The sequence below is a fragment of the Deltaproteobacteria bacterium genome (genome assembly GCA_020845775.1).
In the GTDB taxonomy this organism is placed as follows: domain Bacteria; phylum Bdellovibrionota_C; class UBA2361; order SZUA-149; family JADLFC01; genus JADLFC01.
The window spans coordinates 1-18,257 of sequence record JADLFC010000001.1 but is presented as its reverse complement, the minus strand read 5'-3'; the positions used below and the strand labels follow the sequence as shown (position 1 = coordinate 18,257).

The window sequence follows — 18,257 nt, the reverse complement described above, 5'->3', positions numbered from 1 at the left end:
ATGTCGCCATGCTTGGAAAAATAAAATTTCCATTGTCGATAGTCTTGCTAAACCAGCTATGGTTTCAGGAAGAATTGCGCGCTCAGGGGCATAGAGTTATCTCTGCAGCGTCGCGTTCAAAAGGGGCGGACATTTGCATAGCGCGACCTGGCACGCACATCGAAGAGATTCTCGCGCAGATGCCCGCGGGTTTTTATCCAGACTGTTTAATATATTACGACGATAGCGGTCCGATAACTGTTCTAGGCTTAGAGAAATGCGATATACCAAAGGTTTTTTTTTCGGTCGATGCGCATCATCATAGTGCTTGGCACTCGCACTTTGCATGTGCCTTTGATGAGACGTTAGTGGCCCAGAAGGACTACATACCAGAGTTTAAAAAGTTCAATAACTCCGTGACGTGGTTCCCGCTGTGGGCTCCAGTTTCTATCGAGCCTAAGAGCGAAAAGACATGCGAGGTGTCATTTCGTGGTAACTTGTGTTCGCGAGCTCATCCCAAAAGGGTGCAGTTTTTTAAAAAACTGCGGGAGTTGGTCGATGTAGAGATCGATGCCAGTGAGGGGCGCTATCGCGATATCTATCCAGCCTCGCGAATTGTAGTAAACCAGGCGGTAAAGCGGGATGTCAATTTTAGAGTGTTTGAGGGCATGATGTGCGGTGCCTTTATGCTAACTACAAATACGGAAAACGGCTTAGGCGAGTTGTTTGAGATTGGCAAGGAGTTAGTTGTCTATGAGGATGGCGATGCAGAAGATGCGGCGAATAAAATCCGCTACTACCTCGAGAACGAAGTCGAGCGAGAGAAAATCGCCGCGGCGGGGCGAAAAACAATAATCGAGCGGCACACGGCCAAAAAGCGAGGACGAGATCTGGAGCGCATACTTCTTTCTCTTGAAAAGAAACAAAACTCGTGTAGGCACTATTGTGCCGCAATCGCGTACTTGACGTCTGCAAAAATGGCGCGTGGAAGAAGCCCACGAGTGTACGAGTTATTCGTCAAAGCAGCGGCCGAAGGACTGTCAAAAAGTGCAGAAGTAAACGAAGTTGTAAACGACGGATTTATAAATGCCGTGCATTTGACAAACTATCTTCTGCGCGAACTAGGGCTAAATCTTGAAGCACTGAACTTCGTTTGTGAAATCTATCAATACTCATGTCACGACACGTCGCTAGCCGTTAGTCTAGTAGCCAGTCTATTAGAACATGGTCTCATAGAACAAGCGTTCGCGCTGGCGAGAGAAATTTCCCATGAACCTGAAAAGCTCTTAGCAGAAGCTCCGAAAATGACGGACAGCATTCACCATCGCTTAGCAGATGTCTTGCTAAATAGCAGCACAAATAGCAGACAAAACTAATCTTTTGCTAAGCCATTACCTCTCTTGTCGCGATTGCTGACAACTCGTTTGCTATTACCAAGAGCGACGCGAGTGAGTTCGTAGATATGCGAAATTCCGCGATCGTTTTTTTGTAATGAGTAACGAGCTTGCTCCTATTGGCTAGATAGCTCGATATGGCCTCGCCGCTTGCACAACCGGTTTGCCTAATTACGTCTTTAACCAGCAGGCATACGTTGCTTCTAAGCTGCGTAGTTACACTGCGAATGGCCAAGGCATCCCACTTGTCCGCAGAATCGAGTTTTGAAGCCGCCTCAAGAAGAAAGGGAATTTGGAATTCCGCTACCAAACTGCCATATAGCGCTGCCACGGAAAGCGGAGGGAGCGCGGTTGAAGACGCAATTTTTATAGCGTCCAAATAGGCAACAGCGTAGTAAAGACAGGTAGTCATGCTCGCCAGTTTTTGGGGGAATCCGCTGCTCAAAAATTGAGCCACAGTTTCGTCGTAACGCAACTTATCGCCCGCGCTAAGTATTCCGCTAGTGCTCTCCATAAGTAGTTGAAAAGCTTCGGCGTAGCTTGCGGCACACTCAGTGCAGGAAAGGCCGTTCGTCAGGCCATTTTGCAAAAACCATCTCGTCATGCCCTCAACCGCTAACGTAAGTGCCACAGATGCCTTGCTTTGAGCTCTTACATCGCCGTGCGATTTTTTGAGATCGTCGAGTTCGTCTAAAAAGCCAGACTGCTCAATCACTTCAGTGGCGAGCAAGTAGGCGCAAATGATATCGGCGACCGAAGATGCGAATTCCTGAGTTAGGCGAAGCACAAACGTAATGCCCATCCTCTCTACCAGCACGTTTGATACTTGCCGGGCAATGATCTCCCGACAAAGCGGATGCTTGGAAACATCAGCTGGAAAGCGTCTGTTTATTTCGGCCGGAAAATATGCAGCCAAGTGTTTCTGTAGGAAGTCATTATCCGGAAGATTTGATGCGAGTATTGAGTCGTAAAGCGCCATCTTTACATAAGCCATCAAAATAGCAAGTTCCGGGCGGGTTAAGCCTTTCTTAGACTGGGCGCGTTTTTCAAGCTCCTCGTAATCTGGTAAATATTCGGTTTCTCGTTTGAGCGGTCCGTTATTTTCCAGATAGTCGATTAGATCCTTGTATTGCTCAAGGTGCTTTCGGCTTCGCGGTACTTCGAGGCTTAAGATCTCGCTCTGTAGGCGATTGCGGTTTACTACCTTCTCGCAAACCTCCTCCGAAAGAGAGGTAAGCAAAGCGTTTCGATCCTCAAAGGAAAGTTCTCCGCGCTTGAGGGGAAGTTGTAGGAGAATTTTAAGATTTACTTCCAAGTCGGAACAATTAACGCCACCAGAATTATCTACCGCATCGGTATTTAGGTGTCCGCCGAGTTTTGAATACTCGATTCTAGCAAGCTGCGTAAAACCTAAATTCCCGCCTTCTCCTATTACTTTCGCGCGCAAGTCGCTTGCGCTAACGCGACAGTCGTCATTGGTGCGATCTCCAACCTTGGCGTTATCCTCAAATGATGCCTTTACGTAGGTTCCAATGCCTCCGTTCCACAATAGGTCTACGGGAGCCTTCAAGATAGCTTGAACCAGCTCGTGACCTGGTAAGGCCTCTGCGCTAACGCCGAGGGCAACTTGCGCCTTTTTGCTCAGGCGAATCTCCTTGTCGTTGCGATCGAAGACTCCGCCGCCCTTGCTAATCAAACTCTGGTCGTAATCCTGCCAGCTAGACTTGGGCAACTTAAAAAGGCGCATCCGTTCGTCAAACGATGCTTCGGAATCTGGATTGGGATCGATAAAAATATGCCGGTGATCAAATGCTGCAAGCAGCTTCGCGTTTTTGCTCAAGATGAGTCCGTTGCCGAAAACATCTCCTGACATATCGCCAATTCCAACAACCGTGAAGGTATTCGAATTGTAGTCTAGATTGATTTCGCGGAAATGATGCTTTACCGCCTCCCAAGCTCCGCGTGCCGTTATGCCAAGCTTCTTGTGATCGTAGCCATAACTGCCACCTGAAGCAAAAGCATCGCTCAACCAGAAGTTGAAATCTTTAGTCGCGATTTCGTTAGCCAAGTCGCTAAAAGTAGCCGTTCCCTTGTCGGCTGCGACGACGAGGTAAGGATCGTCCTGATCGTAAACAACTAGCGACGCAGGATGCTGAACTCTGCCATCTGAAATGTTATCTGTAATTTGCAAGAGGCACTGAACAAATCTCCGATAGCAGTTCTTAACAGCTTCAAAAGTAGTGGGCTGATTTTTAACGATGAAACCGCCTTTTGCCCCTACGGGAATTATTACTGCATTTTTAACCATTTGGGTTTTCATCAAGCCCAAAACCTCGGTCCTGTAATCGTCCGGCCGTTCGCTCCAACGAATTCCACCCCGCGCAATCTTGCCACCTCTAAGATGGACGCCCTCAAAATCAGGCGCACTGATAAAAACCTCGTATAGCGGACGCGGTTTCGGCATTTGTTCGACTTTTTTACACTCAATTTTTAGCGCGATTCGCTTGTCGCTGTCTGTGTGGTAAAAATTTGTGCGGACTGTTGCCTGCAGTACATTGAGCAAGGATCTCAATACGCGATCGTGGGCAAATAGACTTACTTCTTTTAACTTTCGTTCAAAACTTGCTGAAATTTTCTCGAGCCTGGTCAAGCGTTCCGCCTGGCATGCATAATCGGCGTTTGGGTCGAATTTTGCATGAAAATACGCTACCAATAGTTTTACGAGATCCGGGTTGCTTTCCAAAGCTCCGATTATCGAACGCATTGTCGCGAATGCGTTAATTTGGCGGATGTAGCGCTTTAACGCTCGCAATAACGCGACCTCTGAAATGCTTAGTCCAGGCACTAACATCAGTTGGTTTAGTGCGTCGTTCTCCGCGCGTTCCAATAGCACTTCGGTAAGTCCTGGCAAGAAAATATCGTTAATAATGCGCTCGTCGTTTAGGCTCTCTGGAGAAGATTTAGCTCTGATGCGGAAAATATATATTTCGGCCCACACGGAGTTTTTCTTCTTGATAATAGTCGAAGTTTCGTGCTGAATTTCTAGGCCAGCATTTTCCAGATATGGCACCGTAGAGCTAATCGTTAAGCCCCCGCCAAACTTAAAGACCTTTAGATCTGAGTATTCTGCTTTGTCTTCGCGTGCCGGATGGCGCAGAGCAAGTTGTAGTGCGTTTTCGTTGCTTAGGGATTCCAGAACGCCAATATCGAAAAAAGCTTCCTCCGGTGAAGTGATCGCCTTGTAGTGCTGGGGGAATGCCTTGCTGTAGAAGGCAGCTAATTGGCCAGCGTCTACTTTGCGTTGCTCAGAACTTGCAGCGCGCAATAGAGAAAAAAGGCGATCGTCCCAGGTGAGAGTTAGCTCCGCTATCTCGCGTTGCCAAGCTAATCGATCGATCGCTAGGTTGGCGTTGTGTGTATTTGGTATAAAGTAATGAATTCTCGCAAGCGCTCCTTCGGTCTTCGCAAAGCGATATTCTGTTGATTTTGGCTCTATCCCTAAGGAACTCTCAATGAAATCTCTAATTTTAATATGAACCCCGCCAACAAATCTCTCTTCTGGCATTACCACCATCAGCGAAATTGAGCGGTTCATCGCATCGCGATAGAAATTTATCTTCGTTTCGCCTCGAGGCGGTATGCCTAAGATAATATTGACGTTTTGTCTGATGGCTTCGACGTTAAACTGTAAGAGTTCATACTTAGGTGTGGAGTCAAAAATGGAAAGAACTTCCTTATAGTCGTGGGAATTGGGCAACATTCCCTCAAGGTCAATTATTTCTTCTAGCTTGTGGCGTATAACTGGTATGGTCTCTGACTCCATCGTTGCAGTGCGAGAGGTTAGTCGGCCAAGCAGGCCGTGAATCACTATAGCGCTGCCATCGGCCGAATATGTCTTAATCAAAAGAATGTTCATCCGGTCGGATCTGCGGATGGGGCTCTTGTGCAGAGTTTTTGCAAAAGTCATGATGACTTGTTTATTGAGGATAAAATTGGCATCCTCGGTAAGGTCGTCCAGAGATGAGGAGGTTAGAATATTTGTAGAATGGAAAAGGCCAAGATCTTCCGCACGAAGTACTTCGGCAAAACATTCGCCATCATTATCTAAACGCGGTGCATTGGCGCGCCACTGCCTGTAACCAAGAAATACGAATCCACCGTTAACTAACCAGTTTAGTAGCTCGCTAATTTCTTTTGCATCGCCCTTAAGTGCTCTAGCGTGAGGGTTCTTCTCTTCTAACGACTTGGCTAGCGCTTCGGTGCGCGAAGTCATTGTGCTGTAATCGTCCGTAATGGCCAGTAAATCTCTAATGGCATAATGGAGCGAAGAAATTATTTCGTCGAGAGTGGCTTGAGATTCTATGGCATCTACTTCTAAATATACGACTGACACTTGCTGGCCGTGCTCGGTAGTAACTATTGGGTGCAACATTACGCGCGGATGACAATTGTATGTCGCAAACAGGCTAGTGATGGTGTCAACGACAAAGGGTCTATCAAGCATCGCCACTAAAAACGCAGTAACCGTTGCGCGTTCATTGTCTGTAGGGAAGCTTTGTGCTTCTAAGCGATACGGGTCAGTGCCGTTAATGAACTGCTCGAACACTGCGCTCGCTTCGTCCGCTATCAGGCCAAGTGTGACGACACTCCTATATTCGAGAAAATCCTCTGGTGCTCGCCTAAACAGAATATTAGATAGGTCTTCTTTTAAATCTAGATTCTTTTTCACGTTTTCCCTTGAGAAGCTTTTTGCAATGTGATTGTGCAACGCAATTAATTTTTCTTGCACTTGTTCACCATAAAACGCCGTACAACTGTCATCTTTCATAAAAATTATTCGTGATTATTTCTAGTAGAATTGTTTAAAATAACAGCATTAGTTACTCATGAAACCTTCTATATGACTCCACCGTTTAAATATTTGCTTTGTTATAGCAATTAACTGGTGGAGCGCAACTTATCCTCGTTCAGAAGTTAAGAGTTTGCCTGAAAGAAAAGTATACGATGGGGTTGGGTAAAAGCATAACTTTCCTTAAAGGGATAGATACAGAAGGTGGCTCTTGTCTGAGTTGAGTTCTCGTCAGGTGCCAAAATAAGCTGTAATATTAAATAGTTAACGCAACACCTCGGGGGGAATCGCGATGAGACGCGTATGGTTTGTGACTGTGTTTGTTGGCTTTTTTGCCATGAGTGGTTGTTCTATGCGGAGCAGTTATAGTTCGGAGGGGCTCATTGGTACTCTAATTGGCACAGGGGTTGGCGGAGGTTTGGGTTATTTCTTAGGGGATCAGGCGGACGTAGCCAAGGAGGGGGCAATCGCCGGTGGAGCTGTAGGTGCGGGTCTTGGGCTATTGGCTGGTGGACTGATGTATGACGATGCGCAACTATCGAGGCATGAAGTAGTTGTTCGGAAGTCCTTGCCAGTTAGCGATACTTCAAAGCAGATTGATGCAATTAGGAATCAGGTCTACGATTCGTCTAGCTGGGGAAATAACGAGACTAAATCTTGGAACGAAAGATACTTGGGCAAAAATCCGAATATTCCATATCAAGGCCCGGCATCGCCTACTTTTCGGTAGGATAATGGGCCATAATGGGCCATTCCTGAGACATATCTATAGAACTCTTTAGGCTCTCTTGTTGTTTTCTTAATTTATAGCGCCTGTGCAGGCGTGTTTTCGACTCGCCAATAGCATTCTTTACCAAACTTTTTCATAATTATTACAAATCCATGACAAGTCTTTAGTTTTCTTTGTGTAGTGTTCCCTCTGTGAGGAAGGCGAATGCCGCAAAGTAGTGCAATACGGACTGGACTTGTTTGGAGGATATTATGGCATCTATACAGATTAGCGATAACGAGCTTATCGAAAGGTTTAAAAGGGGTTGCAACGCGAGTTTTGAAGAGCTAGTTAGCCGCTATGAGACTAAGGCGCACAATCTTGCTTTGCGACTAACGCGCAATAGTGAGGATGCAGAGGAAGTGTTGCAGGACGTATTTGTGACGGTATATCGGAAGATTGCTAGTTTTGAGGGCAAAGCTAAGTTTTCTAGCTGGCTATATCGCATTACCGTTAATGCTTCGTTTATGAAGCTAAGAAAGAAAAAGCAGGACAAAAGCGTATCGTTGACTGACCTGCTACCGCAGCTCCAAAAGCAAGAAGTTGCCGACAACTTCACCTACGGAGCGCGCAGCGACTCGTTAGCGTTTAACAACGAGATAAAGATGGCGCTCGAGAGTGCCATTAATAAATTACCCGACGATTATCGCGCAGTGTTTATACTTAGGGATGTAGATGGGCTGTCAAATAAGGAAGTTGGCGAGCTCCTTAAATTAAGCATTCCCGCCATTAAATCCCGCCTGCACCGAGCTCGATTAATGCTTAGAAAGCGCCTTGTTAAATTTTACCAAGATTACAGTAGCGACACTCAAATCTTCCCCGCTACGAAACAGAGTATGCGTTCTGCCGCATAAATTAGGTTGGATCTTTTAGGCCTCATTTGTTGTCCGGCCTGAGGGGCGTGTCCGAAAACACGCCCCTTTAATAACTTCGATGAACTAGACTTGACGAGTCATCGGATTCTAGTTATTCCTAGCACTTCACATTGCATCTAAGGGTGTGTCGGACGGTATGCCCTTTGTTGGCTTTCTCTAAATAATCGTGAGTGGATAACGTAAGAATGCTGTCGCCGTCTCGTTTTTCTGAATTGTCGGTAAGAAGTTTGGGGTCGGGGAGTTCTCCGCCGTTCTCGTGCTGCGATTGCGAACTTCCTACCGATTATGCGCATCTTGCCGCTTTAAGTTTTCTGAAATATTTCATATCTGAGTTTGCTAAGTCGTTCCACGGGAGCACGACGCTTGCATTTGCAGGTAACTCTTATCACTGCCTGGGGTTTTTGAGAAGTTATCTCGGTCCTTAGCAAAAATGTGAACTTTAATAATGTTTGTTTGTCGGCAAACGACAGAGTGTTGTTTTTTTTTAACTTAACTTTGGAGGAATAATGTAATGGCTCTTAAGAATTTTCTTTTTACTTCAGAATCGGTTTCTGAAGGACACCCGGATAAAGTGGCGGATCAGATCAGCGATGCGGTTTTGGATTCGCTTCTAAAACAGGATCCCAGGAGTCGCGTGGCATGCGAGACTTTGGTAAAGACGGGCTTGGTGCTTTTAGCCGGCGAAATTACGTCAAATGGTCACATCGATTACGACACTGTAGTTCGCAATACGCTTAAAAAGATCGGATATGTTTCTGAGGATTGCGGTTGCAATGCCGACAGTGCCGCAGTTTTGGTACATATTAGCAAGCAGTCACAGGATATAGCGATGGGTGTGGACGAAAAGGACGGCGCATCTAAGGAGCAGGGAGCAGGTGATCAGGGCTTGATGTTCGGCTTTGCGTGTGACGAGACCCCAGAGCTAATGCCGCTTCCTATTTCTCTTAGTCACAAGTTGGTTCATCGCTTAGCGGACGTAAGGCGTGCCGGCATCGTAGACTACTTGCGACCGGATGCCAAGTCGCAGGTTACCGTGCACTATGAAAATGGAAAGCCAAAATGCGTCGATACAGTTGTTGTTTCTACGCAACATACGCCGGAAGTAGATCTCAGCACCATTTCTGACTTCGTAATTAAAGAAGTAGTTCGCGCGGTAATTCCAGATAGGTTTTTAACATCGGCAACTAAATATTTTATTAATCCGACAGGGCGTTTCGTTTTAGGAGGGCCGCTTGCCGATGCTGGCTTAACCGGACGAAAAATAATAGTCGATACTTACGGTGGGTATAGCAGGCATGGTGGAGGAGCTTTCTCAGGGAAAGACCCGAGCAAAGTGGATCGTTCGGCTTGTTATGCAGCTAGGTATATTGCGAAAAATGTCGTCCATGCGGGACTGGCGTCTCGTTGTGAGGTGCAGGTAGCATATGCAATTGGCGTAGCGCAGCCAGTGTCCGTATATGTCGATACTTTTGGAACTGGCAAGGTAGACGAGGAAAGAATCGTAGAACGGGTAAGAGAGACTTTTGACCTACGCCCTAGAGGTATTATTGAGGCGCTTGGTTTATTAAAACCAATATACGAGAAGACAGCTACTTATGGGCATTTTGGCCGAGAAGTCGAAGCTGATGGCAGCTTTAGCTGGGAAGGAACTGGATTGAGTCAGAAACTTCAAAACCTATTGTAGTTCGAATATCTAACCTCTACTCGGCACTCTGCTGAGTAGAGGTTAGATGGTTCGCAAAAGTTAATTTCCCAATGATCTATTTTTGCTTTGCGGCATCGGTAATTGTGCCGACTCTGCTTGACTGGCGTTAGTGAGTTTTTCAAGTTCTTTGACGTCGTCTGTCGCTATGTCGATAGCTTTGTTGTTCATGCAAAGATTAGTCTTGTAGTGAGCTGGAGTGCCATTGGCGAAGACTAAATAGTCAAATTCAATCGCAAAATTAACCCCGCACATTGCTTCATCCATAGGCGTATATATCAAGACTTGCTCTAGCTTCTGTTCGGTTTCTGTGTCGTCCTTAAATAAAGTCGTGATGGCGAACGTAACTTCTCTTTGGCCTTTTCTAAGCGGGTTTTCTCTAATTTTTTTAACGCGGCCTAGGAATACTAGCGACGCCTCATTAAAGGCCTGTTCTATCGATGCAGGTTCGGTACAAGAACACGCTAGCGCCTGAAGTGGGAGCGAGAAGGTGCTCACGCTCAGAAATAAAACGGCCAATATAGATTTCACTTACTTTTCAACTCCACAGGAGTAATTTAAATCAAACTCAGCTTCTAGATCGATATTCTTGCCTTCCGCCCCACTCTGCCCTTCTAGCTTTGTTCCCTTTAGTATGCCCTTAAGCCTTCTATCGCTTGCCTTGCCAATGTGCTCGCTAATGTTAAAAGTTCCCTTGCCCTTATAAGTTACAGAGTTATTTTGCTCATCGAAATATGAGAAATCAATCCAATCTAAGGGAATATCACCGGTTTGTCCGGTTTGAATGGCTTCTTTCGTCATCAACGTAACAGCGAGCCATGAATAGCCCGGAGATCTGAACTGTATGCCAAAATTAGCCCACATGTCGGGGTTGCAGGTTCCGTTTAGGGATGCTGAATCCTCTGCGGTGATGGCGAATTCTTGCTGCATGGCTCCTGCTACTTTAACTGTTAGCGATTTAACTTTTGTCTCTTCGCTTTCTTCTAGTTCCGCCGAATCTACAGTATTAGAATTCCTCTCTCCTCTATTGCAAGAGATAAGGCTTGATCCTATAGACAGTAGCAGCAAGATAGCTATTATCAGGCCGAAGGTGAGCTCAGTTTTTCTCATTTTCATTTATTGAGATCCTCAATTGACTATAACTAAAATATATAGCTTCACTGCTTAGTTTTTGGCAATTGCAATACTTACTTAGCGCTGATTCTACTGTAATACTATAGACAGTGCAGTTAATGTTTATAGATGGTTTTAAACTTTTGTTGAGCCAGTCATTGTATAATAGTATATCTCAAAAGGTGTTGAGCAAATTAGTGGCTTATTAAAGACAAGATTATAGAGGCGATGGATACAAAAAGAGATAAGGGTACTGATTTTGGCGGAGAGGTGTTTCTTGAGATTATCGGTGGCGTTGCTACTATTCGCTTGGGATCCACCGATAAGAGTGTATTTACACTTAAAGAAGATAGTCTTTCTTCGCTTGAAAAAGCTATAGCAGCAATAAGTGAGGCAAAAGATGTTCGTGGTCTCATAATTGTTGGCCGCAACGAAAACATCTTTTGCGCCGGCGCTGATATTAATCTAATAAAAGAGATTTCAGATCGGAAATTAGCTACGCAATTAGCTCAGAGGGGGCAAGCGGTTTTTGATAAGCTCGATGCTTTGTCTTGTGTAACTATCGCAGCTATTAGCGGAGCATGTGTTGGTGGGGGATGCGAGTTAGTGCTTGCATGTGATTATCGCATTGCTAGTGATTCAATTGTCACGAAGATTGGATTGCCAGAAATAAAGCTAGGTATTTTGCCTGGTTTTGGTGGGACTCAAAGGCTTCCTAGGTTGATTGGCTTGCCAGCGGCTTTAGATATTATTTTAAAAGGTTCGGTAGTATCGGCAGATAAAGCGGTCCAATTGGGGTTGGTGGACTTTTTGGTGCGGAATGAGGCAAGGGGCGCAAATCAGCGTGGAATGTTGGAGTTGCTGGAAGAGAAGGCTGCCGAAATAATTTTGGGGAAAAAGCGGATTGCTCGCCGACCGCTGTCGGTTAGAGACAAATTGCTCACCCATTCTGGTTTAGGGCGTGCACTTGTTGCTAAGAAGGCAAGGCAGCAAGTGCTAACTAGCACTAAGGGACATTATCCAGCGCCATTGCTCGCACTGGATGTAGCTTTGTTTGGCTTGCGCGCGGGAATGACAGTTGGGCTTAAAAGGGAGGCAGAAAAGCTGGGCGAGTTGTTGGTTACTCCCGAAAGCAAATCTCTTGTCCACGTATACATGTTAACTGATGAGGCAAGCAAGCGTTGGCGTTCGTCAAAACTCCAGCTCAATAACTCCCACGTGGCTGTTATCGGTGCCGGAACGATGGGGGCTGGAATTGCGGCATCGATGGTTATGTCTGGCTTAAGAGTGACAGTGGTTGAGCCGATTAGTGAAGTGCGTGCACGGGCGGCTTCGCTTATCGAAGGCATAGTAGGCAAGCGCCATAAGCATCGCGTAGCGGCCGTGCTTAGCAACCTCCAACTAGTTGAGAATGTGCGGAATCTTTCCAATGTCGATATAGTAGTTGAGGCTGTATCAGAAAAATTTGAATTAAAGAAGAAAATATTCGAAGAGCTCGATAGGACGTTAGACAGCAAGGCAATTTTAGCCAGCAATACGTCCTCTCTTCCCATCAGCGATTTCTCGGCCGATGTGAGTCATCGCGGTCGAATTGTAGGAATGCATTTTTTTAATCCAGTCGAGAAAATGCCATTAGTCGAAGTAGTCTGCACTAAGCACACTGATGAACGCACAATAGCATTTACGTCGGCGCTCGCAGTTTCTATGGGCAAGTATCCTGTCATCGTGAGTGAGGTTCCTGGATTCTTGGTTAATCGCATTTTAACACCCTATCTAGTTGAGGCAGCCTTCTTGTTGAAGGAAGGTTTTGGTATAGCCGAAATAGACGAACTCGCAACTTCATTTGGTATGCCGATGGGTCCGTTTCGTTTACTAGACGAGATAGGTTTAGATGTTGCAGCCGAAGTGTCTGGCATTATCGAGGACAGTTATGGTTCGCGCATGTCGGGCCCACATTACGTTGCGAAGCTACTTGCTGCAGGGCGCAAGGGGAAGAAGGGCGGTAAGGGATTTTATTTGTATGAAGATGGCAATAAAGCCGTATTAGATAACTCGGTTAGAGGCGTTCTTGAGGTGTCAGCACCTGTAGCTATCGACAGGCAGAAGAGGGCCGCTCTTACGGATAGACTTATTCTTAGGCTGTTAAATGAGGCGGTAATGTGTCTCGACGAGGAAGTTGCTGGTCTTGCTGGCCCCGAGGCAGCGGGACAAATTGATTTAGCTACAGTGATGGGTCTTGGTTTTGCGCCCTTTAGGGGTGGCATTTTGCATTACGCCAATACTGTTGGTGCCAAAGTAATACTGGAAAAGCTAACAAACTTAGAAAGAGAACACGGAGAGCGCTTTACGCCCTGCTCCGGAATTGCGGCGCGAGCTAAAAAACGCAAGACTTTTTTAGAAAGTGTTGCTTAGTGGTTCGTTCTAGTGCGATTGCGTGCCAAGTGGGTTAGTCAGTGCTAACTATTATTTTGCGCTTATTATGAGGACGATTTCGCCTTTAATGCTGTCTCGCTTGGCTAGGTTTTTTTGAATTTCCGAGGCTGGGCCGCGAAGTAGCTCTTCGTGAATCTTGGTCAATTCTCGAGCGATGAATATTTCCTTCGTTGGGTCTATCGACTCAATGTCTTTAACAGTTTTTAGAATCCTAAAGGGCGATTCGAATGTTATCGTCGTAACTTCGTTATCTATTATTTCTTTAAGTTTTTTTATGCGCTTGCCGGATTTTACGGGAAGAAAGCCTTCGAAGCAGAAGCGCGAAATTTCAAAGCCAGATAGAGAAAGCGCTGCTATTGCGGCACAGGGGCCTGGAATGCTTGTCAGCGGAATGCCCATGTCATGGCATTGCTTAATTAAGTGATAGCCCGGGTCGCTAATTAGCGGAGTGCCAGCTTCGGAGACTAAAGCAAATGTCTTGCCGCTCTGCAATTGCTCAATTATGGACTTAGTGCGGTTTCGTTCGTTATGCTCAAAGAAACTCTTTGTTGGCGTTGCTATGGAAAATTTTCGTGCAATTCTGGAAAAAGACCTAGTGTCTTCAGCTAAAATTTCATCAACTCGTGTTAGGACTTGAATTGCTCGAGGAGACAGATCTGATAAATTTCCTATAGGGGTCGAGACGACGTATAATGTGCCGGATGTTAGAAAAAAGTCTTCTTGTTGATTCATAGGGGCTTAAGGCGTTAGAGTTATAAGTATGGACGATATTATAAGAAATGTGGTTAACGAGTGGCAAGGTGGAATTCGCGTAGTCGGCATTTCTCCGCTTACGCCGGATGCGTCCTTGAGGCGCTATTTTAGAATTGCGCTAGAAGGGAGTGAATGTGTGCCGCAAACAATAGTTGCGATGGTGTTTGATTCTCTCAAATGCGCCGAAGTTGATGGTGGCGAGGTGTTAAATTGCGATGAGGCTTATGTGCGGCTTACTGAGCTGCTAAGAGAAAACTCGGTTGCTGTGCCAGAACTCTATTTTCGCAATTATGAGCCAGCTATTTTGCTGATTGAAGATTTGGGCGACAGATTACTAGCGACTGCTCTTAGGGAGAGCGTTTCAGGCGATGTGGCAGGTGGAGAGGTTTTAGGTGTAGACGCTATGTATCGCCGTGCAGTTGATGAGTTAGTCAAGATTCATAGTGTTGTTCGGCCAGCAGAACATTTTGCGTTATCGAGAAGTTTTACCAAATCGCTTTATGTAAAGGAGATGAACGAATTTAAGGATTTTCTGCAGGAAGGTGAGCAAGACAAGGAATGGATTAGTGCCTTACTGGAGGGCATATTTGAGAGCATTGCCAGTGAACTCATGGTTCAGGAAAACGTTTTAAGCCATCGCGATTTCCATTCGTGGAATCTACTAGTCGACAGTGGCGGCAACATTAGAGTGATAGACTTTCAGGATGCTTTGCTTGCCCCTCGATGTTACGATTTAGTAGCATTGTTAAACGATCGCGATACAGATGTTGGGCTTGGCGCAAGGCGGTACGATATGTTGTTGAAATATTTTTGTGAGAAGACTGCTTATGGCAGCTCGTTTGATAATGACTATAGAATGGTGTTGTTGCAGCGAGATTTAAAGGTAGTTGGGCGTTTTTTTAAGCTCGCTACTCAGCGCGGGTTGGTTTCGTACAAGCAATGGATTCCTGGGACTTTGCGTAGAATTGGCGTTTCTTTAAATGCCATTGTGCAGAACGTTGGCTGGGATACCCCGTTTGGAGATTTGCTAAACTTAGTGCAGACAAAAATAAAGTAAAATGTGCGTATGAGTGATGTAGTAGCCAATATGGAAGCCTTGGTGTTGGCAGCGGGTTTTGGAAAGCGCCTTGCCAGTGTTTCTGCTGGAAAGCCAAAGCCGCTGATTGAGGTTGGTGGTAGGCCAATTATAGATTGGAACTTGGAGCTGTTAGCGAGATGTGGTTTTAGGAAGGTGTTTGTAAATCTGCATTATGAGGCTGAGCAGTTAAAGGCTCATCTGGGTGACGGCTCGCGTTGGGGGCTCGAAATTGAGTGCTTATATGAGCCCGTTATATTGGGTACTGGTGGAGCGGTAAAGAACATAGAGACGCGTTTTAGTGGGGCACAACTGCTTACCATTAACAGCGACATACTGCTTGGTGCTGATTTCCCCTTACGGGATGTTCTTGCAAAACATTTAGGCGACGCTAGAAATCCACTTGCAACGCTTGTTTTAAGGCCGTTTAGTGTGGGAGAAGGTGATTTTACGGATATAGGCATAGATTGCCGAGCGGGTCGAATTAGCAGATTATTGAGTGGCGACTTGAAAGGCTGTGATGTAGTGGGCGGTTACATGTATGTTGGAGTCGCTGTGCTCGCTAGACCAATTTTCTCATATATGCCACCTGTGGGAATTTTTTTTGGGCTAGCAGATTATACCTTTGCCAAGGTATTAGATAGCGGAGGATGGCTAAGTTATTATATTTACAGTGGATATTTTAATGACGTGGGCACCCCTAAGCGCTTAGACAAGGCAAGGGATGATGCCAAAAATTTTTCCAACTAAGAAACACCTAAAGTTTAGTGAATAGCTGGTCGAATTACTCTTCATGGGAACTCCGTGAGATTTGGTTCTGTAATAACCAGTCTCATTTGGACTTTTTTAGGAGTAAATAGAGCAATGGACGCTCAAAGTACCGTCATCACGGTGGAAGACGGTCGCGCAGTAAGCAGCGTTAAAAGTTCGCCTACGATTACGAGGGATCACGACGTTGCGGCTGCGACATCGCGCTTTAACTCGCACAGGGACGATGCGAATGGTGTGGTGGAGGAGGATTCGGACGCGGTTAGAGTGGCGCTGGGAACCAATTCTGCTAGTGAAAACAGCAATGTAGAGAGTGTAGAGCAAGGATCGTCCTCACCTCGAGAAAGTAGTCAGACGGATAAATCTGCCGAACAAACCCTTAATGAAGCTAAGGAGCTATCTTCGGAGCTTACTGATTTGATATCTCCAAAGTCGGTTCGGTTTACCAAAGATGACGAAGGGAAGTTTCAGTTCGAAGTGGTCGACGAGAATGGCGAGATCATTCGGCAATTTCCTCCCGAGAAGGTGCTCGAAATGCGCGACAGCCTTCGCGAAAACGGTGGGATAGGACTTGTCAAGGAGATTGCCTAAGCTGAAATTATAGTAAGGTTTAGACTGTAATTTCTTCCTGCTTACACTGCAATATGTGCCTAGGAACATGTCGTTTGGATTCGCGTTGCGAACCGCGTTTGTCTTTTCCGCTAATGCCAATTGCTATAACTTTCGATTCTCCTTCTATATTCTGATAGGGCTGCCTTAGTAGGAATATACCGTTTACAAAAAGTAAGTTAAATATTTTACTTTTTGTAAATGGTATAAATATTGCGAGAAATTTCCCTTAGGTAGCGCCTTAGCTGAGGAGAGTCTTATGCCTACAATAACATTTGCGGGGTTAGCCTCGGGGATCGACACGGATTCGATAATTAAGGCCACGGTCGATGCTCGAAGAACCGCGATTATTCCGTTAGAGAACGAAGTCAAGCGCAATGAATCCGAAACTGATTCCTTGGAGGAATTTAATACGAAGCTACTTGCCTTGCAGGATGCGCTCAAGGGGTTTATGACGCTTAATGGAGGCGGCATATCCAAAACCGGAACGAGCTCAAATCCGGAGGCGGTATCGATTTCTGCAGGAAGTGGCGCTTTGACGAGTTCGACGAAAGTCAGCGTAACCAGTTTAGCCAGTGCTGCTACGTTTTCCTTTAACGACCGATTCTCATCCTATGAGGAGCCTCTCGTTCCCAATTTAGCAGGTGAGGCATCTATAGATATTGCCATAGGTAGTGGTGAATCGGCAAAGACTGTGAGCATTGCAATTGATAAGACTACTACGCTGAGCGAATTAGCTAATAAAATAAACGAAAATAGCGATATTGGTATAAGTAGCTCTATAATTAATACCTCTACGGAAGAGGCTCCCCAATATGCATTGTTAATTAGCGGTTTGAAATCTGGGACTGAGGCGGGATTATTGCAGGTCAGCGTTGCCAGTGCGATTACTAGTGAGGGGATTTTTCAGAGCTCCACTTTAGAGCAGGCTAGTGATGCTAGGTTCAATGTTTCTGGGCTCGGTGACATATCGCGTTCGAGCAATATTGTTAGTGATTTGCTTCCCGGAGTGACGTTTGAACTAAAGCAAGCTAACGCTAGCGGCGTCATGCTGAGTGTTCAAGAAGATGTTGATGCTACCGTTGCAAAATTTCAAACTGTAATAGATGCATATAATGAGCTGATTAAATACGCTCGAGAGGAGAGTAAAGTAGAGCAGGATACTGATGAGGAGGGGGAGATTATCAACGTGTTTGGCTCGCTTGCGAGAAATTCCATAGATGAGCGCGCCATTTCGGAGCTAAAGTCCGCAATTGCTACTGCAAACTCCGGCATAGCCGATAGCGAGGTTCAGATTTTTGCTGATTTGGGGGTAACGACGGCACGCGATGGGACATTGGATTTTGATAGCGAAAAGTTTAGGGAGGGTATGGGGAAGAGTCCTGAGGCAGTGGAGAAACTGCTAAACACGCTTGGCGATACTGTTGCTGGGACTAACGGCACTATTAGTCAATATACAAAGTATCAAGGCTTAATAGACGTCGCTGTCGATGCGAACAAGCGTGGAACAGAAAATTTGAACGAAAAAATAGCTCGCATCGAGCGCAACATAGATGGTGAAGTTGAAAGGCTTAGGCGCATTTTTACGAATCTGGAAACAACCATGAGCAAGCTTAACTCCGGCGCCAATGCCATTGCATCCATATTGCAGCTATAACGCTGTTTAAGGGCGTTATAACTGCCACGTCCTTAAAGCGTCGCCCCAAAAACTACCCTCGGAGCCCCTGCGTTAATACAACTTACTTAAAGTGCCGCATCTTAACATACTAAAATCACACATGCTTTCTAGTTACCAAGCTCCTTAGCGTGAGATAGTAAGAACATCGTTGCTAAATTTTTCGATAATGACTCCAGAGCTTGGAATAGCATTTAAGCAAAGGAGTTATTAGTCGTGAAGCAGTCGCAACCATTAAGAGTCGAAAACCCAAAAGTAGGTTG

The 18,257-nt window shown here is 45.7% G+C and carries 14 protein-coding genes; 10 read left to right on the top strand and 4 right to left on the bottom strand.

What is annotated here, in order from left to right:
• Nucleotides 1-32 precede the first annotated feature (32 nt).
• Entirely contained in the window at nt 33-1,355 is a 1,323-nt protein-coding gene (locus IT291_00070; GenBank protein ID MCC6219618.1) for a glycosyltransferase family 1 protein, read from the top strand.
• A gap of 7 nt (nt 1,356-1,362) precedes the next feature.
• On the opposite strand, the gene IT291_00065 is transcribed toward IT291_00070, so the two are convergent.
• Entirely contained in the window at nt 1,363-6,201 is a 4,839-nt protein-coding gene (locus tag IT291_00065) for an NAD-glutamate dehydrogenase (GenBank protein ID MCC6219617.1), read from the bottom strand.
• 313 nt (nt 6,202-6,514) lie between these two features.
• Between IT291_00065 and IT291_00060 the strand changes: the two genes are divergently transcribed.
• From IT291_00060 to IT291_00045, 4 genes are all read left to right on the top strand, one after another.
• A complete protein-coding gene (locus tag IT291_00060) occupies nt 6,515-6,952 on the top strand; it encodes a hypothetical protein (GenBank protein MCC6219616.1) in 438 nt (145 codons plus the stop codon).
• Nucleotides 6,953-7,203: 251 nt separating this feature from the next.
• On the top strand, nt 7,204-7,845 hold the full coding sequence (locus tag IT291_00055) for a sigma-70 family RNA polymerase sigma factor (protein MCC6219615.1): 642 nt from the start codon (nt 7,204-7,206) through the stop codon (nt 7,843-7,845).
• A gap of 191 nt (nt 7,846-8,036) precedes the next feature.
• Entirely contained in the window at nt 8,037-8,291 is a 255-nt protein-coding gene (locus IT291_00050; GenBank protein ID MCC6219614.1) for a hypothetical protein, read from the top strand.
• 86 nt (nt 8,292-8,377) lie between these two features.
• Entirely contained in the window at nt 8,378-9,550 is a 1,173-nt protein-coding gene (locus tag IT291_00045; protein MCC6219613.1) for a methionine adenosyltransferase, read from the top strand.
• Nucleotides 9,551-9,610: 60 nt separating this feature from the next.
• Here the strand turns inward: IT291_00045 and IT291_00040 are convergent, their stop codons facing one another.
• Together IT291_00040 and IT291_00035 are read right to left on the bottom strand one after the other, a co-directional pair.
• Nucleotides 9,611-10,099, bottom strand: a complete 489-nt coding sequence (locus IT291_00040) for a hypothetical protein (protein MCC6219612.1) — start codon at nt 10,097-10,099, stop codon at nt 9,611-9,613.
• Nucleotides 10,100-10,684, bottom strand: a complete 585-nt coding sequence (locus tag IT291_00035; GenBank protein MCC6219611.1) for a hypothetical protein — start codon at nt 10,682-10,684, stop codon at nt 10,100-10,102. It lies immediately after the preceding gene.
• Between the two features lie 225 nt (nt 10,685-10,909).
• Here IT291_00035 and IT291_00030 point away from each other — a divergent pair, with 225 nt between their 5' ends.
• Complete coding sequence (locus IT291_00030; GenBank protein MCC6219610.1) at nt 10,910-13,093, top strand: enoyl-CoA hydratase/isomerase family protein; 2,184 nt, start codon at nt 10,910-10,912, stop codon at nt 13,091-13,093.
• Between the two features lie 51 nt (nt 13,094-13,144).
• Here the strand turns inward: IT291_00030 and rsmI are convergent, their stop codons facing one another.
• Nucleotides 13,145-13,846 (bottom strand): 16S rRNA (cytidine(1402)-2'-O)-methyltransferase, encoded by a 702-nt coding sequence (rsmI, locus tag IT291_00025; GenBank protein ID MCC6219609.1) that lies wholly within the window; start codon nt 13,844-13,846, stop codon nt 13,145-13,147.
• Between the two features lie 28 nt (nt 13,847-13,874).
• Here rsmI and IT291_00020 point away from each other — a divergent pair, with 28 nt between their 5' ends.
• From IT291_00020 to fliD, 4 genes are all read left to right on the top strand, one after another.
• Nucleotides 13,875-14,924, top strand: a complete 1,050-nt coding sequence (locus IT291_00020) for a phosphotransferase (protein ID MCC6219608.1) — start codon at nt 13,875-13,877, stop codon at nt 14,922-14,924.
• Between the two features lie 9 nt (nt 14,925-14,933).
• Complete coding sequence (locus IT291_00015) at nt 14,934-15,692, top strand: NTP transferase domain-containing protein (GenBank protein MCC6219607.1); 759 nt, start codon at nt 14,934-14,936, stop codon at nt 15,690-15,692.
• Between the two features lie 114 nt (nt 15,693-15,806).
• Entirely contained in the window at nt 15,807-16,301 is a 495-nt protein-coding gene (locus IT291_00010) for a flagellar protein FlaG (protein ID MCC6219606.1), read from the top strand.
• Between the two features lie 277 nt (nt 16,302-16,578).
• Nucleotides 16,579-17,976: a flagellar filament capping protein FliD gene (gene fliD / locus IT291_00005; GenBank protein ID MCC6219605.1), complete on the top strand. Its 1,398-nt coding sequence runs from the start codon at nt 16,579-16,581 to the stop codon at nt 17,974-17,976.
• Nucleotides 17,977-18,257: the final 281 nt, after the last annotated feature.

Coding starts and splice junctions, on each gene's coding strand:
- IT291_00065 (MCC6219617.1), bottom strand. CDS start 6,201: ATGAAAGATGACAGTTGTACGGCGTTTTATGGTGAACAAGTGCAAGAA.
- IT291_00060 (MCC6219616.1), top strand. CDS start 6,515: ATGAGACGCGTATGGTTTGTGACTGTGTTTGTTGGCTTTTTTGCCATG.
- IT291_00055 (MCC6219615.1), top strand. CDS start 7,204: ATGGCATCTATACAGATTAGCGATAACGAGCTTATCGAAAGGTTTAAA.
- IT291_00045 (MCC6219613.1), top strand. CDS start 8,378: ATGGCTCTTAAGAATTTTCTTTTTACTTCAGAATCGGTTTCTGAAGGA.
- IT291_00035 (MCC6219611.1), bottom strand. CDS start 10,684: ATGAAAATGAGAAAAACTGAGCTCACCTTCGGCCTGATAATAGCTATC.
- IT291_00030 (MCC6219610.1), top strand. CDS start 10,910: ATGGATACAAAAAGAGATAAGGGTACTGATTTTGGCGGAGAGGTGTTT.
- rsmI (MCC6219609.1), bottom strand. CDS start 13,846: ATGAATCAACAAGAAGACTTTTTTCTAACATCCGGCACATTATACGTC.
- IT291_00020 (MCC6219608.1), top strand. CDS start 13,875: ATGGACGATATTATAAGAAATGTGGTTAACGAGTGGCAAGGTGGAATT.
- IT291_00015 (MCC6219607.1), top strand. CDS start 14,934: ATGAGTGATGTAGTAGCCAATATGGAAGCCTTGGTGTTGGCAGCGGGT.
- IT291_00010 (MCC6219606.1), top strand. CDS start 15,807: ATGGACGCTCAAAGTACCGTCATCACGGTGGAAGACGGTCGCGCAGTA.
- fliD (MCC6219605.1), top strand. CDS start 16,579: ATGCCTACAATAACATTTGCGGGGTTAGCCTCGGGGATCGACACGGAT.